Source organism: Rhodopseudomonas sp. P1 (assembly GCF_039642825.1).
Taxonomy (GTDB): domain Bacteria; phylum Pseudomonadota; class Alphaproteobacteria; order Rhizobiales; family Xanthobacteraceae; genus Rhodopseudomonas; species Rhodopseudomonas palustris_H.
Genome location: NZ_CP088006.1, coordinates 5,257,343 through 5,275,802 on the forward strand (window position 1 = coordinate 5,257,343; position 18,460 = coordinate 5,275,802).

The window sequence follows — 18,460 nt, forward strand, 5'->3', positions numbered from 1 at the left end:
CCCTTCGCCCGCGTTCTACCCCTGGTGTCCCGGCCCTGTCGCCGTGTTTCGGCCGGCCGCACATCGTTGGTAGCGTGTTTTCCAGCCAAGTGGAATTCGGTCAACGCCGCAGGACGGTGCGGGACGCTTCAAATCCGCTTCAGCCGGCCGGCTGCGCTTCGCATTATTGGGACTTCGTTGCAGCGCGGGACCTATCGTCGCAGCGCTCGGTCGATCACGGCCGAAAGCTGTGGTCAGGGCCGCTGCGATTGCCGCGCGACCACCCAGTAGCGGAGCCATGAACCGATGGCACACCCGATCAGATAGGCGGCCAGCATGGCGAGGAAAAGGTCGAGCCAATAGCCGGCCCGGCCGGGAACCAGACGGGCGAGCGACAGCCCAACCAGCACCGCTGCGACGCCGGCGATACCGAGCCCGGCATTGCGCGAGAAGCTCGGGCCGCGATGCACCACCGAGATCCAGCCTACCGCGAAGCCGAGCAGCAGCGAACCGACCAGCCAGCCCCAGAAGAAATCCGCCAAAGCCACCATGCGTCACCTGACCACGAAATCGATCCGGCGATTTTTCGCCTTGCCAGCGTCGGTGTCGTTGCCGGCGACCGGGATCTTGCTGCCGTAGCCGAATGCCTGGAGGCGTTCCGGCGACAGGCCGGCCCGCACCATATAGTCGACCACCTCGCGGGCGCGCTTTTCCGACAACGACTGGTTGAACGCGGGGTCGCCGTCGCTGTCGGTGTGGCCGGCGATTTCGATCTTGGCGTTCGGGCAGCGCATCGCGGTCTCGATCAGCCGGTCGAGCAGCGCGGCGGAATCCTTGTCGATTCTGGCACTGGCGGATTCGAACTGGATGGTGGCCTTGGCCAGCAGCCCGTTGAACAATTGCTGGCACACCGACGCATCGACCGGCGCGGCGGCCGGCTTGACCGACAGATCGGCCTTCACGGTCCAGCCCTGCGGCAGCTCCTTGTTCAGGCCGCCGCGGATCTGATTGGCGGCGACCTCGTAAAGGGCGTCGCCGGACAAATGAACCTCACGGTCTGACAGTACCAGAGTGCCGGTCGACAGCCGCGACAGCGCGCCGAGCGCCGGCGTTGCGGCTTCGAGGAAGCCCTTCGGGGCGCCGACGCTCGCCTTGAGGTTGTCGACCACCTTTTCGCTGAAGAACTTGCGGCCGGTGGCCGCGGCCAGCGCCGCATGCACATTATTGTCCGGCACATAGCCGTCGAGCGTAACCTGCCCGGCGACCGGGTCCTTGTAGGCCCGGAAAACGTAAGGCGGCGCCTCGATATCGTTCTCGCCAACCGTGTAGCCGTCGGGAAGGCTGCGCAGCGCCGCGGCGATCGATTCACGGCCGCCGAGATCCTTGGCCATGCCCTTCAGCGCAACCTGGGTGCCGGTGAGGGTGATCTTGCCCTGCTTCAGCTTGGCGATCTGGTCGATCAGCAGCATCGCGGCGGCGTCGAACCGTTGCGGAGCGCCGCGCGCCAGCGCCATCCGGTCGACCACTTCAGTGCCGTTCACCGCCGCCCGCGCGCCATCGGCCAGCCGGGTGCGGCTCGCCGGCAGCGGCGCGCTGCCGGTCAGGGTCACGCGAACGACATCGCGCTCAATTGACCAGACATAAGGAGAGGCTTCCGGTACCAGCTTGGTCCGGTCGTTCACCAAACGGAGGCCCGGCACTGCCTCGACCGCGGACACCGCGGCGCGGCGCCCTTCTTCGGAGAACGCCTCGGCGGTCAGCGTGATGTCGCGGCCCGCTGCGGTGATCTTCGTTTTGTCGAGGACGGTGTCCTTGAGCGCAGCCGTGGCGCGAGCGCCAAGATCGGCTTCCACGGCCGGCATCGTCGTCCAAGCGGCGATAGCCCAGAGGATAACCAACGGAATGGCGCCGGGCCACCATTTACCGCTGGAGCTGTAGAGTCCGCGCATTCCGCTTCCCGTGGATCAGAAGCAGAGAGAAATCAAACCGTTGGAGGGCTGTCAAACGCAATTCAAGGAAACAGCAACCAAAGTTGCGCTTCCCATAACCGTTTCTTCAACCGTCGGCGCCTAGCATCGTGCAGAAATTGAGCGGCCGCTATTCGATGAAGCACTTTCGCCACAATATTATCCGCGCCGGGCTCGAAGCCCTTTATTACACCGGCGCGCATCGGGTGCTGCGCCCGATCTTTTCCGGAATCGGCACGGTTTTCATGCTGCACAACGTGCGGCCGGCTCGCGACGATTCGTTTCAGCCCAATCGCCACCTCGAGGTCACGCCGGACTTCCTCCGCGCCACGCTGCGCCATCTGCGCGAGCTCGGAATCGATCTGGTGCCGATGGACGAGTTGCACCGGCGGCTGCGTGCGCGCGACTTCAGCCGTCGCTTCGCCTGCATCACGCTGGATGACGGCTATCGCGACAACCGCGATTTCGCCCTGCCGGTGTTCGAAGAGTTCGGCGCACCGTTCACCGTTTTCGTCACCAGCGACTTCGCCGAAGGTACCGGCCGGCTGTGGTGGGTGACGCTGGAACGGCTGATCGCCGCCCAGAGCCGGATCGATGTGTCGATCGACGGCCAGGAGCTGCGTCTCGACACGGCGACGCCCGAAGCCAAGCAGGCGGCATTCGACCGGCTGCACGATCTGTTGCGCAGCCTGCCGAACGGCGGCGATCTCGATGCCGCGATGACGGCGCTGTGTCTGCGTTACGGGATCGACGAAACCGCCGCGGCGCGCGAATTGTGCCTGCCGTGGAACGAACTGCGCAGCTTCGCCGCGCACCCGCTGGTGACGATCGGCGCGCACGGCATCACCCATTGCATGCTGCGCCGCCAGACCGAGCTGGTCGCCGCGCACGAACTCACCGGCAGCCGCGCACGCATCCAGGACGAACTGCAACAGGCCGTCGATCACCTCGCCTATCCGTATGGCGACAGGGCTTCGGCAGGCCCGCGCGAATTCGCGATCGCCCAGGCGGTCGGCTACAAGACTGCGGTGACCACACGCCCCGGCATGATGTTCGCCGAGTGCGCCGATCATCTCACCGCGCTGCCGCGGGTCTCGCTCAACGGTCATTACCAGGACGACCGGCTGTTGCCGGTGCTGACTTCCGGGGCAGCGACCGCCGTGTGGAACGGCTTCCGCCGCGTCGCTGCGGCGTGATTTCTTGACTCACCTCCCTGGCCGCCTCAAACAGGCGGCCAAAGCCCCGAGGGAGATGTCATGTTCAAGGATCTGTTTTCGCTGCAAGGCCGCGTCGCTCTGGTGACCGGCGGCTCGCGCGGCATCGGCAAGATGATCGCGGCCGGCTTTCTCGCCTATGGCGCGACGCGCGTTTACATCACCGCGCGCAAGGCCGCAGCGTGTCAGGCCACCGCCGATGAACTCACCGAAATGTATCCCGGCGAATGCATTGCGCTGCCGATCGACATCTCGACCATGGCGGGCATCGACATGCTGGCCGCCGAGATCAAGCGCCGCGAGAGCTCGCTCGACATCCTGGTCAACAACGCCGGCGCCGCCTGGGCGGCCGACTTCGACGAATTCCCGGAGAGCGGCTGGGACAAGGTGATGGACCTCAATGTCAAGACGCCGTTCTTCCTGACCAAGGCGCTGGCGCCGCTGCTGCGCGCCGCCGCGAGCGCCGAACAGCCCGGCAAGGTGATCAACATCGCCTCGATCGACGGCATCTTCGTCAATCCGCTCGAGACCTATCCCTACGCGGCGTCGAAGGCCGGCCTGATCCACCTCACCCGCCGGCTGGCGGTGCGGCTGATCAAGGACCACATCGTCGTCACCGCGATCGCACCGGGTCCGTTCGCCTCCGATATGAACAAAGCGGCGCGCGACGAGTCCGATGCGGTCGCCAAGCGTGTCCCTGCGGGCCGGATCGGCACCGATGAGGACATGGCAGGCACCGCCGTGTTCCTCGCCTCGCGCGCCGGCGACTATGTGGTCGGCTCGACCGTGACGGTCGACGGCGGCGTCGCCTTCGCCAACCCGGGCATCAAGGGCGACGGCTGGGCGTAACGCCACCGCGCTTCGGTCTCCCGCTCGAAGCGCCAGAGCCGACCTCTCCGGTCAAAATTGCTCCACCGCGACGCCCCGCGCCCGAAAGCGCGCGGGCTGCGGTTTTGCGTCCCACCTGACGAAATTTGCCTTGAATTATAATGCATCGAACGGCATCCGTTCGATTGCTGGCGTTTTCGGCCGGCATTATCATTCTCCAAACAGATGTGAACGGACCGAGATGGCCGAGCCAGACGATACCGACGCGAGCTTTCTGCTCGACCTCGGCCGCCATGTCCGCACCATGCGCGGTCGACGCGGCATGTCGCGCAAGGTGCTGGCCAAGGTCTCCGGCATCTCGGAGCGCTACATCGCCCAGCTCGAAAGCGGCAAAGGCAACGTGTCGATCATGCTGCTGCGCCGGATCTCCGAAGCGCTGGCGACGCCGCTCGAAGACCTGCTGCCGTCCAACGAGTCGTCGGCGGACTGGCCGGTGATCCGCGATCTGGTGCGGCGCGCCACTCCGGTGCAGATCGCGCATGCCAAGGACGTGTTGTCCGGCCTCGGCCGGTTCGGCGGACTGGAGCGGGAGGCGACCTTCCACGGCATCGCGCTGATCGGTCTGCGCGGCGCCGGCAAGTCGACCCTCGGCAAGATGCTGGCCGACAGCATCGGCTGGAGCTTCGTCGAACTGAACCGCGAGATCGAACGCCAGAACGGGCTGTCGGTATCCGAGATCATCGCGCTGTACGGCCAAGAAGGCTTCCGCCGGATGGAGCAGACCGCGCTGTCGCGGCTGCTCGCCCGCCAGGAGCCGATCGTGCTGGCGACCGGCGGTGGCATCGTTTCCGAGCCGATCACCTTCGATCAGATCCTGACCTCGTTCTATACGATCTGGCTGAAGGCCGAGCCGGAGGAGCACATGGCGCGGGTGCGCGGCCAGGGCGACCTGCGGCCGATGGCCGACGACCGCGCCGCGATGCAGGAGCTGCGCACCATCCTGCAGAGCCGCGAGCCGCTGTATGCCCGCGCCGCCGGCGTGCTTGACACTGCCGGGCTGTCGGTCGAAGCCGCCGCTCAGAAGCTGGTCGCGATGGTGTCGCCGGTGCTGAGCCGCGATGCCGGCGCGTTCGGCCTGCGCCAAGCGACGCCGTAAGCGCCGTTACGGCTTGGTGCGTTCGAACTGCCGCAGCAGCTTGTTGCCGCGATCGACCGCGGCATCCATCGCGTCCTTCGCAGATTTTTCACCGCGCACCGCATGCTCGATCTCGTCTTCGATCGCGGCCCGCACCAGCACGAACGAACCGAGCCGCAACCCGCGCGAATTCTCGGTCGGCGACTTCAGCGTGATCTGCTCGATCGAGATCGCGGTGCCGGGATTGCGGTCGTAGAAGCCCTGCGCACGGGTCAGGTCGTAGGCCGCCTTGGTGATCGGCAGGTAGCCGGTGTGCTGATGCCAGGCCGCCTGAACTTCCGGCTTCGACAGATAGGCAAAGAACTTGGCGGCGCCCTTGTATTCTCCCGCCGTACGGCCCCGCAGGACCCATAGCGTGGCCCCGCCGATGATGGTGTTCTGCGGTGCTCCGGCGATGTCCGGCCAATACGGCAGCCGGCCGTAGCCGACGTCGAACTTGGCATTGGCCAGGATGTCGGCCCGCGTTGCGGACGAGCCGATGAAGATGCCGCAGTCGCCCTGCTGGAAGCGCGGTTCGGCCGCGGTGGCGCGGCCGCCATAGTCGAAGATCTTGGTCTTCTGCCAATCGGCAAGCTGCGCGATATGGCGAACCACCGCCGGATTGTTGAACACCAATTCGGCATCGAGCCCGCCGAGCCCGTTCGACCGGGTCGCCAACGGCAGGTCGTGATAGGCGGAGAAATTCTCGATGTGCACCCAGGACGGCCACGAGGTGGTGAAGCCGCAGGTCGCGCCGGCGTCGATCAGACGCTTCGCCATCATCCCGACGTCAGGCCAGGTGGCCGGCGGCACCTCCGGATCGAGCCCGGCGCGCCGAAACAGCGTCTTGTTGTAGTACAGGATCGGCGTCGACGCGTTGAACGGGAACGACAGCATGTTGCCGTCGAGATCGGTGTAGTACCCGGTCACGGCTGGCAGATAATCGGCCGGCGAGAACACTTCGCTCTCGTCGCGCATCAGTTCGTACACCGGATAGACCGCGCCCTTGGCCGCCATCATGGTGGCGGTGGCGATCTCGTTGACCTGCACGATCGTCGGCTGGCTGGAGGAGCGGAACGCGAAGATCGCCGCAGTCACCGTCTGGGTGTAGTTGCCCTTGTAGGTCGGGACCACGCGGTAATCGGATTGCGACGCATTGAAATCCGCCGCCAGCTTCTCGAGCTGCCGGCCGAGCTCGCCGGACATCGCGTGCCACCAGGCGATTTCGGTGGCGGCGCCGGCAGGGGCGATACCGGCGGTGGCGCAAACCAGCAAGGTGGCGGCGATTTGCGCGAGTCTTCCCAAAATTCCGGCCATCGCCTGATGCGCTCACTCCCGATAGCCATCGCCCAGGCTGATCTGCTAGCTTGGTGGGACTTCTCCGGTCCCTGCGACCGGCACCAACTGTATGGGATTGAACTTGCCGCTGTCCAGCCGAGCCGAGGTCCCTGACGGCAACACTGTGCGCGCCGCTGCAGAGGTCGACTGAGTTGGATCCGGTCGCCCCGCAGCCCGCTGATACCGAGCCACGGCCGGACCGGCGCGGCCGCACCGGCCTCGTCGGCTTGGTGCGCGCGGTGCCGATCCGCTGGCGTATCCTGTCGATCGCGGCGCTGAACTCGCTGGTCGTGCTGGTGCTGGTGAGCCTGATCTGGAGCGGCACGCGGGTGCTCCGCACCGCCTGGGACGATGTCCGCCAGGTGCGGGAGTCCGACAAGATCCTGGCGCTCTTGGAAAGCGAGACCGGGCGGCTGCAGAACCTGATCCATCGCTACATCAATCAGCCGAGCCCCGATCTGTTCGCCGAGATCCTGCTGCTGCGCGAAGCGGTGCTGGGCACGCTGACCAACCGCGCCTCCACCGATCCGATGCTGTCGGGCTCGGTCGAAGAGCTGGAGCGCGCCACCGAACGCTTCCTCGGCGGCTTCGGCGACCTGCGGGCGCTGCAGACCACCATCAAATCCACCTACGAGAACCAGGTACAGGCGCCGGCCCGCGATATCGCGGCGCTGTTTGCGGTGATCGGCGGCGCCACCGGCCAGCGCGACGCGCTGATCCTGCCGCCGCTCGGCCGCGCCCGCGAGGCTTTCACCGCGATGCTGGTGGCGGCCAACTCCTACTACCTGTCGCTGTCGCAGCAGGCCGCCGAAGAAGCCCAGCAGAACACCGAGACCATCGAGCGCACGATACCGGTGATGAGCAATCTCGCCGACAACGATCTGCAGAAGATGGCGCTTGAAAAGCTGAAGCTGCGCACCGCGGCGCTGCGCGACGGCCTGCAGGAATTGACCGATCAGCTCGCCAAGCGCAGCGATCTTTTACGCAACTCGATCGACGCCAGCCAGGCCGCCACTATCGCGGCGATCGACGCGCTGTCGGTGAAGATGCGCCAGCGCGAACAGAAGGCGCAGGAGACGTTTGACCGCACCCTCACCGGCATTTCGCGCAAAGTTCTGTCGATCGCGCTGATTTTCCTCGGCGTCATCATGACGGCCGGCATCATCATCGCGCTCAGCATCCGCCTGCCGCTGCAGCAGATCCTCTCCGCGATGCACGCCATCACCTCGGGCAATTACGACCGCCGCGTTGCCGGCACCGAGGCCAAGGACGAGATCGGCGCGATGGCGCGCGCGGTCGAAGTGTTCCGCGAGAACGCGATCGACAAGCGCAAAGCGCAGGACGATCTTTGCGAGTCGAAAGAAAAAGCCGAGAGCGCACTGCTCGAACTGAAAACCGCGCAGCAGAATTTGATCGACGCCGAACGGCTGGCGGCGCTCGGCAGTCTGGTGGCCGGCGTCGCCCACGAGGTCAACAATCCGATCGGCATCAGCCTGACGGTGGCGTCGAGCTTCACCCGACGGGCCACCACCTTCGAGGCCGAGCTGAAAGGCGATACGCCGCTGCGGCGCTCGCAGCTCGACGAGTTCGTCCGCAGCACGCGCGACGCCGCCCAGCAGCTCGTCGGCAATCTGCAGCGCGCCGCCGAACTGATCCAGTCGTTCAAGCAGGTGGCGGTCGACCGGTCCCACGCCGAACGCCGGCAATTCAACCTGCACGAGGCGACCGATCAGATCGTCGCCAGTCTGAAGCCGGTGCTGAAGCGGGCGCCAATCCGGCTCGACATCGACGTGCCGGAAAGCCTGGTGATCGATGGCTACCCCGGCGCCTACGGGCAGATCCTGACCAACCTGTTTCTGAACGCCGCCAACCACGCCTTCACCGACGGACGCTCCGGAACGATCACCATCACGGCGCGGCCGCGCGGCAACGATGACATCGAGATCATCTTCGCCGACGACGGCGCCGGTATGACGCCGGACGTGCAGCGCCAGGCTTTCGACCCGTTCTTCACCACCCGCCGCAATGAGGGCGGCACCGGGCTCGGCCTGCACATCGTTTACAATCTGGTGACCCAGCAGCTCGGCGGCCGGATGATGCTGGAATCAAGACTAGGACAAGGCACGACTTTTCGCATTATCATGCCGAAAACCGCCACTGGCGGAGCGGCATCCGCTGCCCCGCCCATCGACGGAAACCTGCAATGGCCGACCAGGACGATATCCTCGAGCTGATCGAAGACGCCGATTCGACGCCGGAGGTATCGGGCGCACGGAAATGGAAAATCGCGGTGATCGACGACGACACCGCGGTTCACGACGGCACCCGCTTTGCGCTGAGCGACTACAGCCTCAACAACCAGGGGCTGGAGATCCTGTCGGCCTATTCGGGCGCCGAAGGCCGCGAACTGATGCGCGCCAACCCCGACATCGCCGCGGTGCTGCTCGACGTCATCATGGAGACCGATGCGGCCGGCCTCGACCTGGTGGAGTTCATCCGCAACGACCTCAAGAACGAGACCGTCCGGATCATCCTGCGCACCGGCCAGCCAGGCCAGGCGCCCGAGCGCCGCGTCATCGTCGACTACGACATCAACGACTACAAGGCAAAGACCGAGCTCACCGCCGACAAACTGTTCACCTCGCTGACTGCGGCGCTGCGCAGCTATCAGCAACTCGAGCGGATGGTGCAGACCCGGCGCGGCCTGGAAATCATCATCGACGCCGCCTCGACGCTGTACGACTTCAAATCGATGCAGCGGCTCGCCGAGGGCGTGCTGACCCAGCTCGCCTCGCTGCTCAATGTCGATTGCGCCGGTATCCTGGTCTTGCGCGACGCCGGCGACGAACTGGCGGTGCTGGCAGGCTCAGGCTGCTACAGTCGCTTCATCGGCCCCACCGGCCACAGCAATTCGCTCGACCCCGACCTGCGCCAGATGGTCGAGGAGGCGTTCCGGCGCCGCAAGCACGAATTCGCCGACCATCGCACCGTGCTCTATATCCGCACCGGCAGCGGCCGCGAAGTGGTGGTGCTGCTGCAGGCCGAGCGCGAACTGTCGGACACCGACCGTTCGCTGGTCGAGATTTTCGGCAGCCGGCTGTCGATCGCGTTCGACAACGTCATCCTGTATCGGCAGCTGCATGAGGCCAACACCCAGCTCGAAGAGCGGGTGGCCCAGCGCACCCGAGCGCTGACCCAGGCCAATCGTCGGCTGTCGACGCAGTGGCTGCGGCTGCAGCGCGCCAATGCGTTCAAGAACGAGATCCTCGGCACTGTCGCGCACGACCTGAAGAACCCGCTCGGCGTCATCCTCGGTCGCACCGAAATGCTGACCGAGCTGATCGGCGCCGAATCCTCCAAGGACCACGTCATCGCCCAGGTCGATCATATCCGCGACGCCACCCGGCGACTGACGCTGATGGTCGATCATCTGATCTCGGACGCGATGGCGGATGCGTTCGACATCTCGATCCGGCGCGAGGCCGTCGACATCGCGGCATTGGTCGGCGAGGTCGCCGAGGCCAACCGGCCGATGGCGCAGAACAAGCAGCAGGTGATTTCGGTGTCGACGCCGGAGGCCTGCGCGACAATGTGCGATTCCGACCGGATGCGGGAGGCGATCGACAATCTGGTCAGCAACGCCATCAAATACAGCCCGATCGGCGGCAACATCGCCCTGCAGGTCGACGGGGATGGCGACAGCACAATGATCCGTGTCACCGACGAGGGCGCCGGGCTGTCGCCGGAAGATCTGAGCCGGCTGTTCGGGCGTTTCCAGCGACTGTCCGCCAAGCCGACGGCGGGCGAAAGCTCGACCGGCCTCGGGCTGTCGATCGTCAAGAAGATCGTCGACATGCATGGCGGCGAGATCATCGCCGAGAGCCCCGGCCCCGGTCAGGGCGCGACTTTCACCATTATTCTGCCCGCAGCGTCGGTGTCATGAGTCAGAACCCGCACATCATCGTCGTAGACGACGAAGCTCCGGCCCGCGAGATGGTCGGCGACTATCTCAAGATGCACGGCTTCGCCGTCACGCTGTGCGATGGCGGCAAGAGCCTGCGTGCCGAGATCGCCACCAAGCTGCCGGACCTGGTGGTGCTGGACCTCAACATGCCGGAAGAGGACGGGCTCTCGATCATCCGCGACCTCAAGGCCAAGTCCAACGTTCCGGTGATCATGCTGACCGCGACCGCAAGCCCGATCGACCGGGTGGTCGGCCTCGAACTCGGCGCCGATGATTACATCGCCAAGCCTTGCGAGCTGCGGGAATTGATGGCCCGGATCCGGTCGGTGCTGCGCCGCGCGGCGCCGCCGAAGCCCGCCGCCGCAGAGCCAGCGAGCGCCGCCAAGGCCGACAGCGCCCAGCTGGTGCGGTTCGGCACCAAATGGCTCGATCTCGAAGCCCAGGCGTTGCGCGACGACGACGGCAACGAGCATCCGCTGACGGCGTCGGAGTTCGGTCTGCTGAAGGTGTTCGCCGCCAATCCGAAACGGGTGCTGTCGCGCGAGCGGCTGCTGGAGCTGGCGAATGCGCGCGACGCCGAAGCTTTCGACCGCGCGGTCGATCTCCGCATCATGCGGATCCGCCGCAAGATCGAGCCGGACCCGACGAAGCCGGCCGTAATCAGGACAATTCGCGGCGGCGGTTATTTGTTCTCGCCCGCCAGCGACCGCGCCTGAACCGGCTCACCGCCGGTATCGCTGGCTGCAGTGCCTGATTTCCCTCGCTTTTCCGTCCGAATGTTTCGTCGCGGCTCCGGCGACGAAACACTTCCATTTCGCCACGAAACCATTTTCCCCTCCGGCGCAGACCTCCTGAAACGGTAGCTGGCTAGTAGTTCTCCCAACACGCCGCGGGGGAGCGCGGCACGAAGGGAGCTCGTCATGCAGAACGTCATTGCGCTCAACGACGCCGGCCGCCTGGGCATCCTGGCCGCCAGAGCCACGAGCGATGAAATGCTGCTCGCCAGCATTGCGGGCGGCGACCGGACTGCGATGCATACTCTGTACGCCCGGCACAATGTGCGGGTGTATCGCTTCATCCTGCGGATGGTGCGCGACGCCGCGACCGCCGAAGACCTGGTCAGCCAAGTCTTCCTCGACGTGTGGCGGACCGCCCGGCAGTTCGAAGGCCGCGCTCAGGTGTCGACCTGGCTGCTGTCGATCGCCCGGTTCAAGTCGCTGACCGCGCTGCGCCAGCGCCAGCACGAAGATATCGACCAGGACGACGTGCTGGAGATCGCCGACGGCTCGGACTCGCCGGAGACCGCGCTCGACCGCAGCCGCACCAGCGACATCCTGCGCGCCTGCATTGCCAAACTGTCGCCGGCGCATCGCGAGATCATCAATCTCGTCTACTACCATGAGAAGTCGGTCGAGGAAGTTGGACGCATTGTCGGCATTCCGCAGAGCACGGTGAAGACCCGGATGTTCTACGCCCGCAAGCAGCTTGCCGAATTGCTGAAGCGCTACGGCGTCGAAAGCCTCGCGGCCTGACGTCGCACGCGAGGCTGTCCGCGCCGCTTGGTCGCACGCCGGCAGTTTGGAGAGGTTCTGGTTCGCCGCCCTCGTGCCACGATGTGGTGGTCACTATAGTCAACACAGCGATGCTCAATCGTCGAACGAAACAATTGAAACGATCGACGACATCGAACGGAAAGATCAGCCTGCTAGGGTGATCTTCATCGACGCAGCGGCCACCAAACATAGGTCGCGCGACAGCGAATTTTCAAAGCCTCCGACACCCCATCGTAGGCCTCCAAGGGACCCGGACGAGATGCCCCCTCGTCCGGGTTTTGCCTTGTTGAAGGTACGCCAATGCGTTGTGTTGCCGCAGCACGATCGACGCCACGCAAATCAGGAACAAACCGGACGATTTTCGATTGAGTGCAGCGTCGTCGCGGAATTGTTAACCGCTGCCGTCTAGGCATCGATGCACTGCGGCGATACATAGTCGCTCGATGATGTGCGCATCATCTTACGCTCACGTCTACGGATCGGTGGGATGTTCGAAAGTCTTGATCCGGTGGTGCTGGCGCGCCTCCAGTTCGCCTTCACGGTGTCGTTTCACATCATCTTCCCCGCCTTTTCGATCGGCCTTGCGAGCTATCTCGCGGTGCTCGAAGCGCTGTGGCTGTGGACGAAGCGTGAAGTCTTCATCAACCTGTTCAATTACTGGATGAAGATCTTCGCCATCGCGTTCGGCATGGGCGTGGTGTCGGGCATCGTGATGTCCTACCAGTTCGGCACCAACTGGGCGGTGTTCTCCGACAAGACCGGCCCGGTGCTCGGCCCGCTGATGGCCTATGAGGTGCTCACCGCCTTCTTCCTCGAGGCGGGATTCCTCGGCGTGATGCTGTTCGGCCTCAAGCTGGTGGGGCCGCGGCTGCACTTCCTCGCCACGCTGATGGTCGCGATCGGTACGCTGACCTCCGCGTTCTGGATTCTGTCGGCCAACTCCTGGATGCAGACCCCGACCGGCTACGGCGTCAATGAGGCCGGGCAGTTCGTGGCGGTCGACTGGTTCAAGCTGATCTTCAATCCCTCATTCCCGTATCGTCTCGCCCACATGGTGCTGGCGGCTTATCTGACCACGGCGCTCGTCGTCGGCTCGGTCGGCGCCTATCATCTGCTGAGCAACACCCGGCAGCCCGGCGCGCGGATGATGTTTTCGATGGCGATGTGGATGATCGCCGTGGTGGCGCCGATCCAGATCTTCGCCGGCGACGCGCATGGCCTCAATACGCTGGAGCACCAACCCGCCAAGGTGATGGCGATGGAAGGCCACTACCAGAGCCATCCTGACGGTGCGCCGCTGATCCTGTTCGGCCTGCCCGATCAGGACGCCGCGGTGGTGCGCTACGCGCTGCAGATTCCTAAACTGTCGTCGTTGATCCTGAAGCACTCGCTCGACGCGCCGCTCGCCGGCCTCGACACCGTGCCGCGTGAGAATTGGCCGCCGGTGCCGATCACCTTCTGGTCGTTCCGCGTGATGGTCGCGCTCGGCTTCCTGATGCTCGGCCTCGGCGTGTTCAGCCTGTGGCTGCGCTGGCGCGGCCGGCTGTTCGAATCCCGCCCCTTGCACCGCTTCGCGCTGGCGATGGGCCCGGCCGGCTTCGTCGCCGTGCTGGCCGGCTGGGTGACCACCGAGACCGGGCGGCAGCCGTTCACCGTGTTCGGGCTGCTGCGCACAGTCGACTCAGTATCGCCGCTGGCCGCCCCGGCGGTGGCGACGTCGTTGATCGCCTTCATCGTGGTGTATTTTGCCATCTTCATCGCAGGCGTGGTCTACATCCTGCGACTGATGGCGCATCCGCCGCACCACGGCGAAGAAGGCCCGCGCGGCGATACGCCCGAACGCGCCGCCGGCATCACGCCGGCGCCGGCGATCGCCACCCGCAGATTCAGTTGAGCAGGATTCGGCTGTGACTATGGCTTACGACGTCGCGACGATCTGGGCTTTCATCATCGCCTTTGCGGTGTTCGTCTATGTGGTGATGGACGGCTTCGACCTCGGCCTCGGCATTCTGTTTCCGCTGTTTCGCACCAAGCGCGACCGCGACGTCATCATGAACAGCGTCGCGCCGGTGTGGGACGGCAACGAGACCTGGCTGGTGCTCGGCGGCGGCGGGCTGTTCGCGGCATTTCCGCTGGCCTATGCGGTGCTGATGCCGGCACTGTACACGCCGATCATCGCGATGCTGCTGGGCCTTGCGTTTCGCGGCGTCGCGTTCGAATTCCGCTGGCGCACCCAGCGCGAGCGCAACCGCTGGGACATGGCATTCTTCCTCGGCTCGCTGGTGGCGACGCTGGCGCAAGGCATCGCGCTCGGTGCGCTGCTGCAGGGCGTTCACGTCGAAGGCCGCGGCTATGCGGGCGGCTGGTGGGACTGGCTGACGCCGTTCAGCCTGCTCACCGGCGTCGCGCTGGTGATCGGCTATTCGTTGCTCGGCGCCACCTGGCTGGTGATGAAGACCACCGGCGACCTACGCGAGAAGGCGTATCGGCTGAGCCGCTGGCTGCTGTTCGCGCTGCTCGCCGCAATCGTCGCCGTCAGCGCCGCCACGCCGTTCCTCAGCTACGACTATTCGCAGCGCTGGTTCGCCTGGCCGAACGTGCTGGCCACCGCTCAGGTGCCGCTCGCGGTCGCCATCGTCACCGCGCTGCTGCTGCGCGCGCTGGCGCAGCGCCGCGACTATCAGCCGTTCCTGCTGACGCTGTGCCTGTTCGCGCTGTCCTATGCGGGCCTCGGCATCAGCCTGTGGCCCTATGTGGTGCCGCGCAGCATCACCATCTGGCAGGCCGCCGCGCCGGAGAACAGCCAGCTGTTCATGCTGGTCGGCGTCGCCATCCTGGTGCCGATCATCCTGACCTACACTGCGTGGGCCTATTGGGTGTTTCGCGGCAAGGTCGATCCGGAGAACGGCTATCATTGAGCGCGCCGATTGAACCGAAAACGCCGCTGCCACGACGACTGCTGTGGTTCGTGGCGCTGTGGCTCGCCGGTGTCGGCGCGGTGACGCTGGTCTCGCTGCTGCTGCGGTTGTGGATCGGTAAGGGCTGACGTGATACATAGCCCCGCCAGTGGTTTGCGATGGGGGTATCATGAGATTTCCGCGCTTGTTGAGCCGGGTGGTGGCCGCGGCAGCCCTGGTCACGCTCGCTGCGATGCCGAGCTACGCGCAGCAGCAGGATCCCGGTGACGAGCCCGGCCTGATCGCCGATGACGGCTACGTGCTGCCGCCGGAGTGGCAGAAGCAGATGGTGTATTTCCGCACCACCGAGGCGCCCGGCACCATCATCGTCCAGACCTCCGAACGCTATCTGTATCTGGTTCAGGGCAACAACCGCGCACTGCGCTACGGCATCGGCGTCGGCCGCGAAGGCTTCACCTGGCAAGGCCTGTTGAAGATTTCGCGCAAGGCCGAATGGCCGGATTGGGTGCCGCCGCCGGAGATGATCCAGCGCCAACCTTATCTGCCGCGCTTCATGGCCGGCGGCCCGGGCAATCCGCTCGGCGCGCGGGCGATGTATCTCGGCTCGACGGTGTATCGCATCCACGGCACCAACCGACCCGACACTATCGGCACCGCGATTTCGTCCGGCTGCTTCCGGCTGGTCAATGCCGACGTGATGGACCTGTACGACCGCGTGCCGGTCGGCACCAAGGTGGTGGTCCGGCAAAAGCCCGAGCTGTAACGGCGCGGCGGCCTTCCCTTCTCATTGCGAAAGACTCAGCATGTTCAAACGGACGTTTCAGACCGGGCTCGCGATCGGGCTCGTGGTCGCTGCGGGCATCGCGGCGGCAGCGATCACCTATGAGCGCTACGACACCAAGACGCTGAAGCGCACCATCCGCCGCGACGCCGTGCTGTGCGGCGTCAACAAGGGCCTGCCCGGGTTCTCGACGCCCGACGACAAGGGCAACTGGACCGGTTTCGACGTCGACTTCTGCCGCGCGGTGGCGGCGGCGATCTTCGACGATCCGAACAAGGTTCAGTTCGTTGCGCTCGACGCCAACGAGCGCTTCAAGGAGCTGCAGAGCCGCAAGGTCGACATCCTGTCGCGCAACTCGACCTGGAGCATGTCGCGCGAAACCAACTACGACCTGTATTTCCCGGCGGTCGCCTATTACGACGGCCAGGGCTTCATGGTGCCGGCCTCGCGCAAGATCGACAGCGCGGTCGAACTCGACGGCAGCAAGGTCTGCGTCCAGAACGGCACCACCACCCAGCTCAACCTCGCCGATTACTTCCGTGCCAACAACATGAAGTTTCAGGAGGTCAAGTCCGAGAAGTTCGACGACGTCGTGAAGGCCTACAAGGACGGCCAGTGCGACACCTTCACGGCTGACGTGTCGCAGCTCTACGCGCTGCGCAAAACCTTCGAGAAGTCCGGCGACCACGTCATCCTGCCCGACGTCATCTCCAAGGAGCCGCTCGCACCGGTGGTGCGCCAGCGCGATGACGACTGGATGATGATCGTGAAGTGGACGCTGTACGCCATGATCAACGCCGAAGAGCTCGGCGTCACCTCGCAGAACATCGGCGAAGCGCTGAAGTCGAAAAAGCCGGACGTGATGCGCCTGGTCGGCACCGAAGGCGCGTTCGGCGAGGATCTCGGCCTGTCGAAGGACTGGGCCGCCCGCGTCATCCGCCACGTCGGCAATTACGGCGAAGTCTACGACCGCAACGTCGGCAAACTCGGCATCCCGCGCGGCATGAACCAGCTCTGGAGCAACGGCGGCATCCAATACGCGCCGCCGATCAGGTAGAAACGGCGTCAGTCCGTCTCGTCGGCGCTGTTACACTCTCGACCGTCATCGCCCGCGAAGGCGGGCGACCCAGTATTGCAGAGCGCCGGCGATCAGCAACGAAGTCTCTGGAATACTGGATCCCCGCATACGCGGGGATGACGGCTGTGGGCGGGGTTGAAGGTCTTTGGCGTTGAACGCCAACCGCTGATAGCACCCTCTCGTCCGTCATTCCGGGCCGCGCGCAGCGCGAGCCCGGAATCCATACCCCCTGCGCATGCTGTTGGGCACGGCATCGCCGGTGCTTAACCGAGAGCTCAGGGGCTATGGATTCCGGGCCTGCGCCGCTGCGCGGCGCATCCCGGAATGACGAGTGGAGAGTGCGTGAGACAAAAAGAAGCGAGGGCGGCCGTCGCTTTGCGCTTCAGTACTTCTTCCACTCCGCCAGTGCCTCGGCGTGGTAGGCGCTGTCGCCGAGCAGTTCCTGCAGCACGCGGGCGCGCTTCATGAACAGGCCGATATCGAACTGGTCGGTCATGCCCATGCCGCCGTGCATCTGCACGCCTTCCTGCACCGCGAGCGTCGCCACCGTGCCGGCCTTGGCCTTGGCGACCGCGACCGCCACCCGCGCCTGCGCGGCGTCGGCATCGACCGCCTGCAGCGCCTTGAGCACCGCGGCGCGGAGGATTTCGATCTCGGTGTAGAGATGCGCGGCGCGGTGCTGCAGCGCCTGGAATTCGCCGATCAGCTTGCCGAACTGCTTGCGCTCTTTCAGATAGCTTACCGTCCGCCCGAACGCCTCGTCGGCAACGCCGAGCATTTCGGCTGCGACGGCAGCACGGCCGACGTTCAGCACCGCCTCGAGCAGCGCGCCGCCGCGATCGACATCGCCGAGGACCTGATCGGCATTCACCTCGACGTCGTCGAAGCTGATCCGCGCCGCGTTGTGAGCGTCGACCATCACGGTGCGCTCGATCGCGACGCCCTTGGCCTTCGGGTCTACCAGGAACAGCGTCAGCCCATCCGCGTCACCAGGTTGCCCCGCACTGCGCGCCGCGACGATCAGAAGGTCGGCGACATGGCCGTCGACCACCAGCGCCTTGTCGCCCTTCAGCTTGAAACCATTGCCGGCGCGCGTCGCCGCCAGCGCGATTTTCGCCGGCCGGTGCTTGGCGCCTTCGTCGACTGCGAGGGCGGCGATCAGCGAGCCGTCGGCGATCTTCGGCAAGTAAGCCTTCTTCTGCGCGTCCGAACCGCCCCGCGCCAGCGCGGACGCCGCCAGGATCGCGGTCGACAGCAGCGGCGACGGCGTCAGGTTGCGGCCGATCTCCTCCATCACCACACCGGCCTCGACGCAGCCGAGCCCCGAGCCGCCGAACTCCTCCGGCACCAGCAGGCCGGCAAAGCCCATCTCGGCGAAGCTCTTCCACAAGTCGCGGGAAAAGCCGGTGGCGTCACGCTCGTCGCGCAGCTTGCGGAAATGCGCGACCGGCGCCTTGTCGCCGATCAGCCCGCGCGCCGAGTCGCGCAGCATGGTTTGTTCTTCGGTAAGGACGAGAGCCATGGGTGATGATCCAATGAATTCGGAGTGATGACTTTGAGTTCGTCATTCCGGGATGCGCCCCCTGGGGCGCAGGCCCGGAATCCATATCCCCTGGAGGTGGTTATGGATTCCGGGCTCGCGCTGCGCGCGCCCCGGAATGACTCG

General features: G+C 65.4%; 16 protein-coding genes. 12 read left to right on the forward strand and 4 right to left on the reverse strand.

The window, feature by feature from the left end; genetic code table 11:
* Window positions 1-233: 233 nt before the first annotated feature.
* Both LRC39_RS24300 and LRC39_RS24305 read right to left on the reverse strand, forming a co-directional pair.
* A complete protein-coding gene (locus tag LRC39_RS24300; protein WP_107346314.1) occupies window positions 234-530 on the reverse strand; it encodes a hypothetical protein in 297 nt (98 codons plus the stop codon).
* A gap of 3 nt (window positions 531-533) precedes the next feature.
* Window positions 534-1,928, reverse strand: coding sequence for an OmpA family protein (locus LRC39_RS24305; RefSeq protein WP_263989995.1), 1,395 nt, complete (start codon window positions 1,926-1,928; stop codon window positions 534-536).
* A gap of 155 nt (window positions 1,929-2,083) precedes the next feature.
* Here LRC39_RS24305 and LRC39_RS24310 point away from each other — a divergent pair, with 155 nt between their 5' ends.
* The 3 genes from LRC39_RS24310 to LRC39_RS24320 all read left to right on the forward strand — a co-directional run bounded on the left by LRC39_RS24310 (window position 2,084) and on the right by LRC39_RS24320 (window position 5,144).
* Window positions 2,084-3,142, forward strand: a complete 1,059-nt coding sequence (locus LRC39_RS24310; RefSeq protein ID WP_346297552.1) for a polysaccharide deacetylase family protein — start codon at window positions 2,084-2,086, stop codon at window positions 3,140-3,142.
* Between the two features lie 60 nt (window positions 3,143-3,202).
* Window positions 3,203-4,009 carry an SDR family oxidoreductase gene (locus tag LRC39_RS24315; protein ID WP_346295916.1) on the forward strand — a complete coding sequence of 269 codons (807 nt, stop codon included), beginning with the start codon at window positions 3,203-3,205 and terminating at the stop codon, window positions 4,007-4,009.
* Window positions 4,010-4,172: 163 nt separating this feature from the next.
* The gene (locus LRC39_RS24320) at window positions 4,173-5,144 is read left to right on the forward strand and encodes a helix-turn-helix transcriptional regulator (protein ID WP_346297553.1); all 972 of its coding nucleotides are present in this window, start codon (window positions 4,173-4,175) and stop codon (window positions 5,142-5,144) included.
* Between the two features lie 6 nt (window positions 5,145-5,150).
* Here LRC39_RS24320 and ugpB read toward each other — a convergent pair whose 3' ends face one another.
* On the reverse strand, window positions 5,151-6,479 hold the full coding sequence (ugpB, locus tag LRC39_RS24325; protein WP_346295917.1) for a sn-glycerol-3-phosphate ABC transporter substrate-binding protein UgpB: 1,329 nt from the start codon (window positions 6,477-6,479) through the stop codon (window positions 5,151-5,153).
* Window positions 6,480-6,652: 173 nt separating this feature from the next.
* Between ugpB and LRC39_RS24330 the strand changes: the two genes are divergently transcribed.
* The 9 genes from LRC39_RS24330 to LRC39_RS24370 all read left to right on the forward strand — a co-directional run bounded on the left by LRC39_RS24330 (window position 6,653) and on the right by LRC39_RS24370 (window position 16,773).
* Window positions 6,653-8,734, forward strand: coding sequence for a sensor histidine kinase (locus LRC39_RS24330; protein ID WP_346295918.1), 2,082 nt, complete (start codon window positions 6,653-6,655; stop codon window positions 8,732-8,734).
* Entirely contained in the window at window positions 8,704-10,443 is a 1,740-nt protein-coding gene (locus LRC39_RS24335; RefSeq protein WP_107346319.1) for an ATP-binding response regulator, read from the forward strand. The genes LRC39_RS24330 and LRC39_RS24335 overlap by 31 nt, the downstream gene beginning before the upstream one ends.
* A complete protein-coding gene (locus LRC39_RS24340; protein WP_107346320.1) occupies window positions 10,440-11,180 on the forward strand; it encodes a response regulator in 741 nt (246 codons plus the stop codon). The genes LRC39_RS24335 and LRC39_RS24340 overlap by 4 nt, the downstream gene beginning before the upstream one ends.
* A 204-nt stretch (window positions 11,181-11,384) precedes the next feature.
* Window positions 11,385-11,996 carry a sigma-70 family RNA polymerase sigma factor gene (locus LRC39_RS24345; protein ID WP_346295919.1) on the forward strand — a complete coding sequence of 204 codons (612 nt, stop codon included), beginning with the start codon at window positions 11,385-11,387 and terminating at the stop codon, window positions 11,994-11,996.
* A 508-nt stretch (window positions 11,997-12,504) separates the two neighbouring features.
* Window positions 12,505-13,911 carry a cytochrome ubiquinol oxidase subunit I gene (locus LRC39_RS24350; RefSeq protein WP_107346322.1) on the forward strand — a complete coding sequence of 469 codons (1,407 nt, stop codon included), beginning with the start codon at window positions 12,505-12,507 and terminating at the stop codon, window positions 13,909-13,911.
* A gap of 19 nt (window positions 13,912-13,930) precedes the next feature.
* Entirely contained in the window at window positions 13,931-14,935 is a 1,005-nt protein-coding gene (gene cydB / locus LRC39_RS24355; protein ID WP_346297554.1) for a cytochrome d ubiquinol oxidase subunit II, read from the forward strand.
* On the forward strand, window positions 14,932-15,063 hold the full coding sequence (locus LRC39_RS24360; protein WP_107346324.1) for a DUF2474 domain-containing protein: 132 nt from the start codon (window positions 14,932-14,934) through the stop codon (window positions 15,061-15,063). Before cydB ends, LRC39_RS24360 begins: the two co-directional genes overlap by 4 nt.
* Before the next feature lie 41 nt (window positions 15,064-15,104).
* Window positions 15,105-15,698, forward strand: a complete 594-nt coding sequence (locus LRC39_RS24365) for a L,D-transpeptidase (RefSeq protein WP_107357306.1) — start codon at window positions 15,105-15,107, stop codon at window positions 15,696-15,698.
* A 40-nt stretch (window positions 15,699-15,738) separates the two neighbouring features.
* Window positions 15,739-16,773, forward strand: a complete 1,035-nt coding sequence (locus tag LRC39_RS24370; protein WP_164571057.1) for an amino acid ABC transporter substrate-binding protein — start codon at window positions 15,739-15,741, stop codon at window positions 16,771-16,773.
* A gap of 403 nt (window positions 16,774-17,176) precedes the next feature.
* Here the strand turns inward: LRC39_RS24370 and LRC39_RS24375 are convergent, their stop codons facing one another.
* Window positions 17,177-18,316, reverse strand: a complete 1,140-nt coding sequence (locus LRC39_RS24375; RefSeq protein ID WP_346295920.1) for an acyl-CoA dehydrogenase family protein — start codon at window positions 18,314-18,316, stop codon at window positions 17,177-17,179.
* Between the last annotated feature and the right edge of the window lie 144 nt (window positions 18,317-18,460).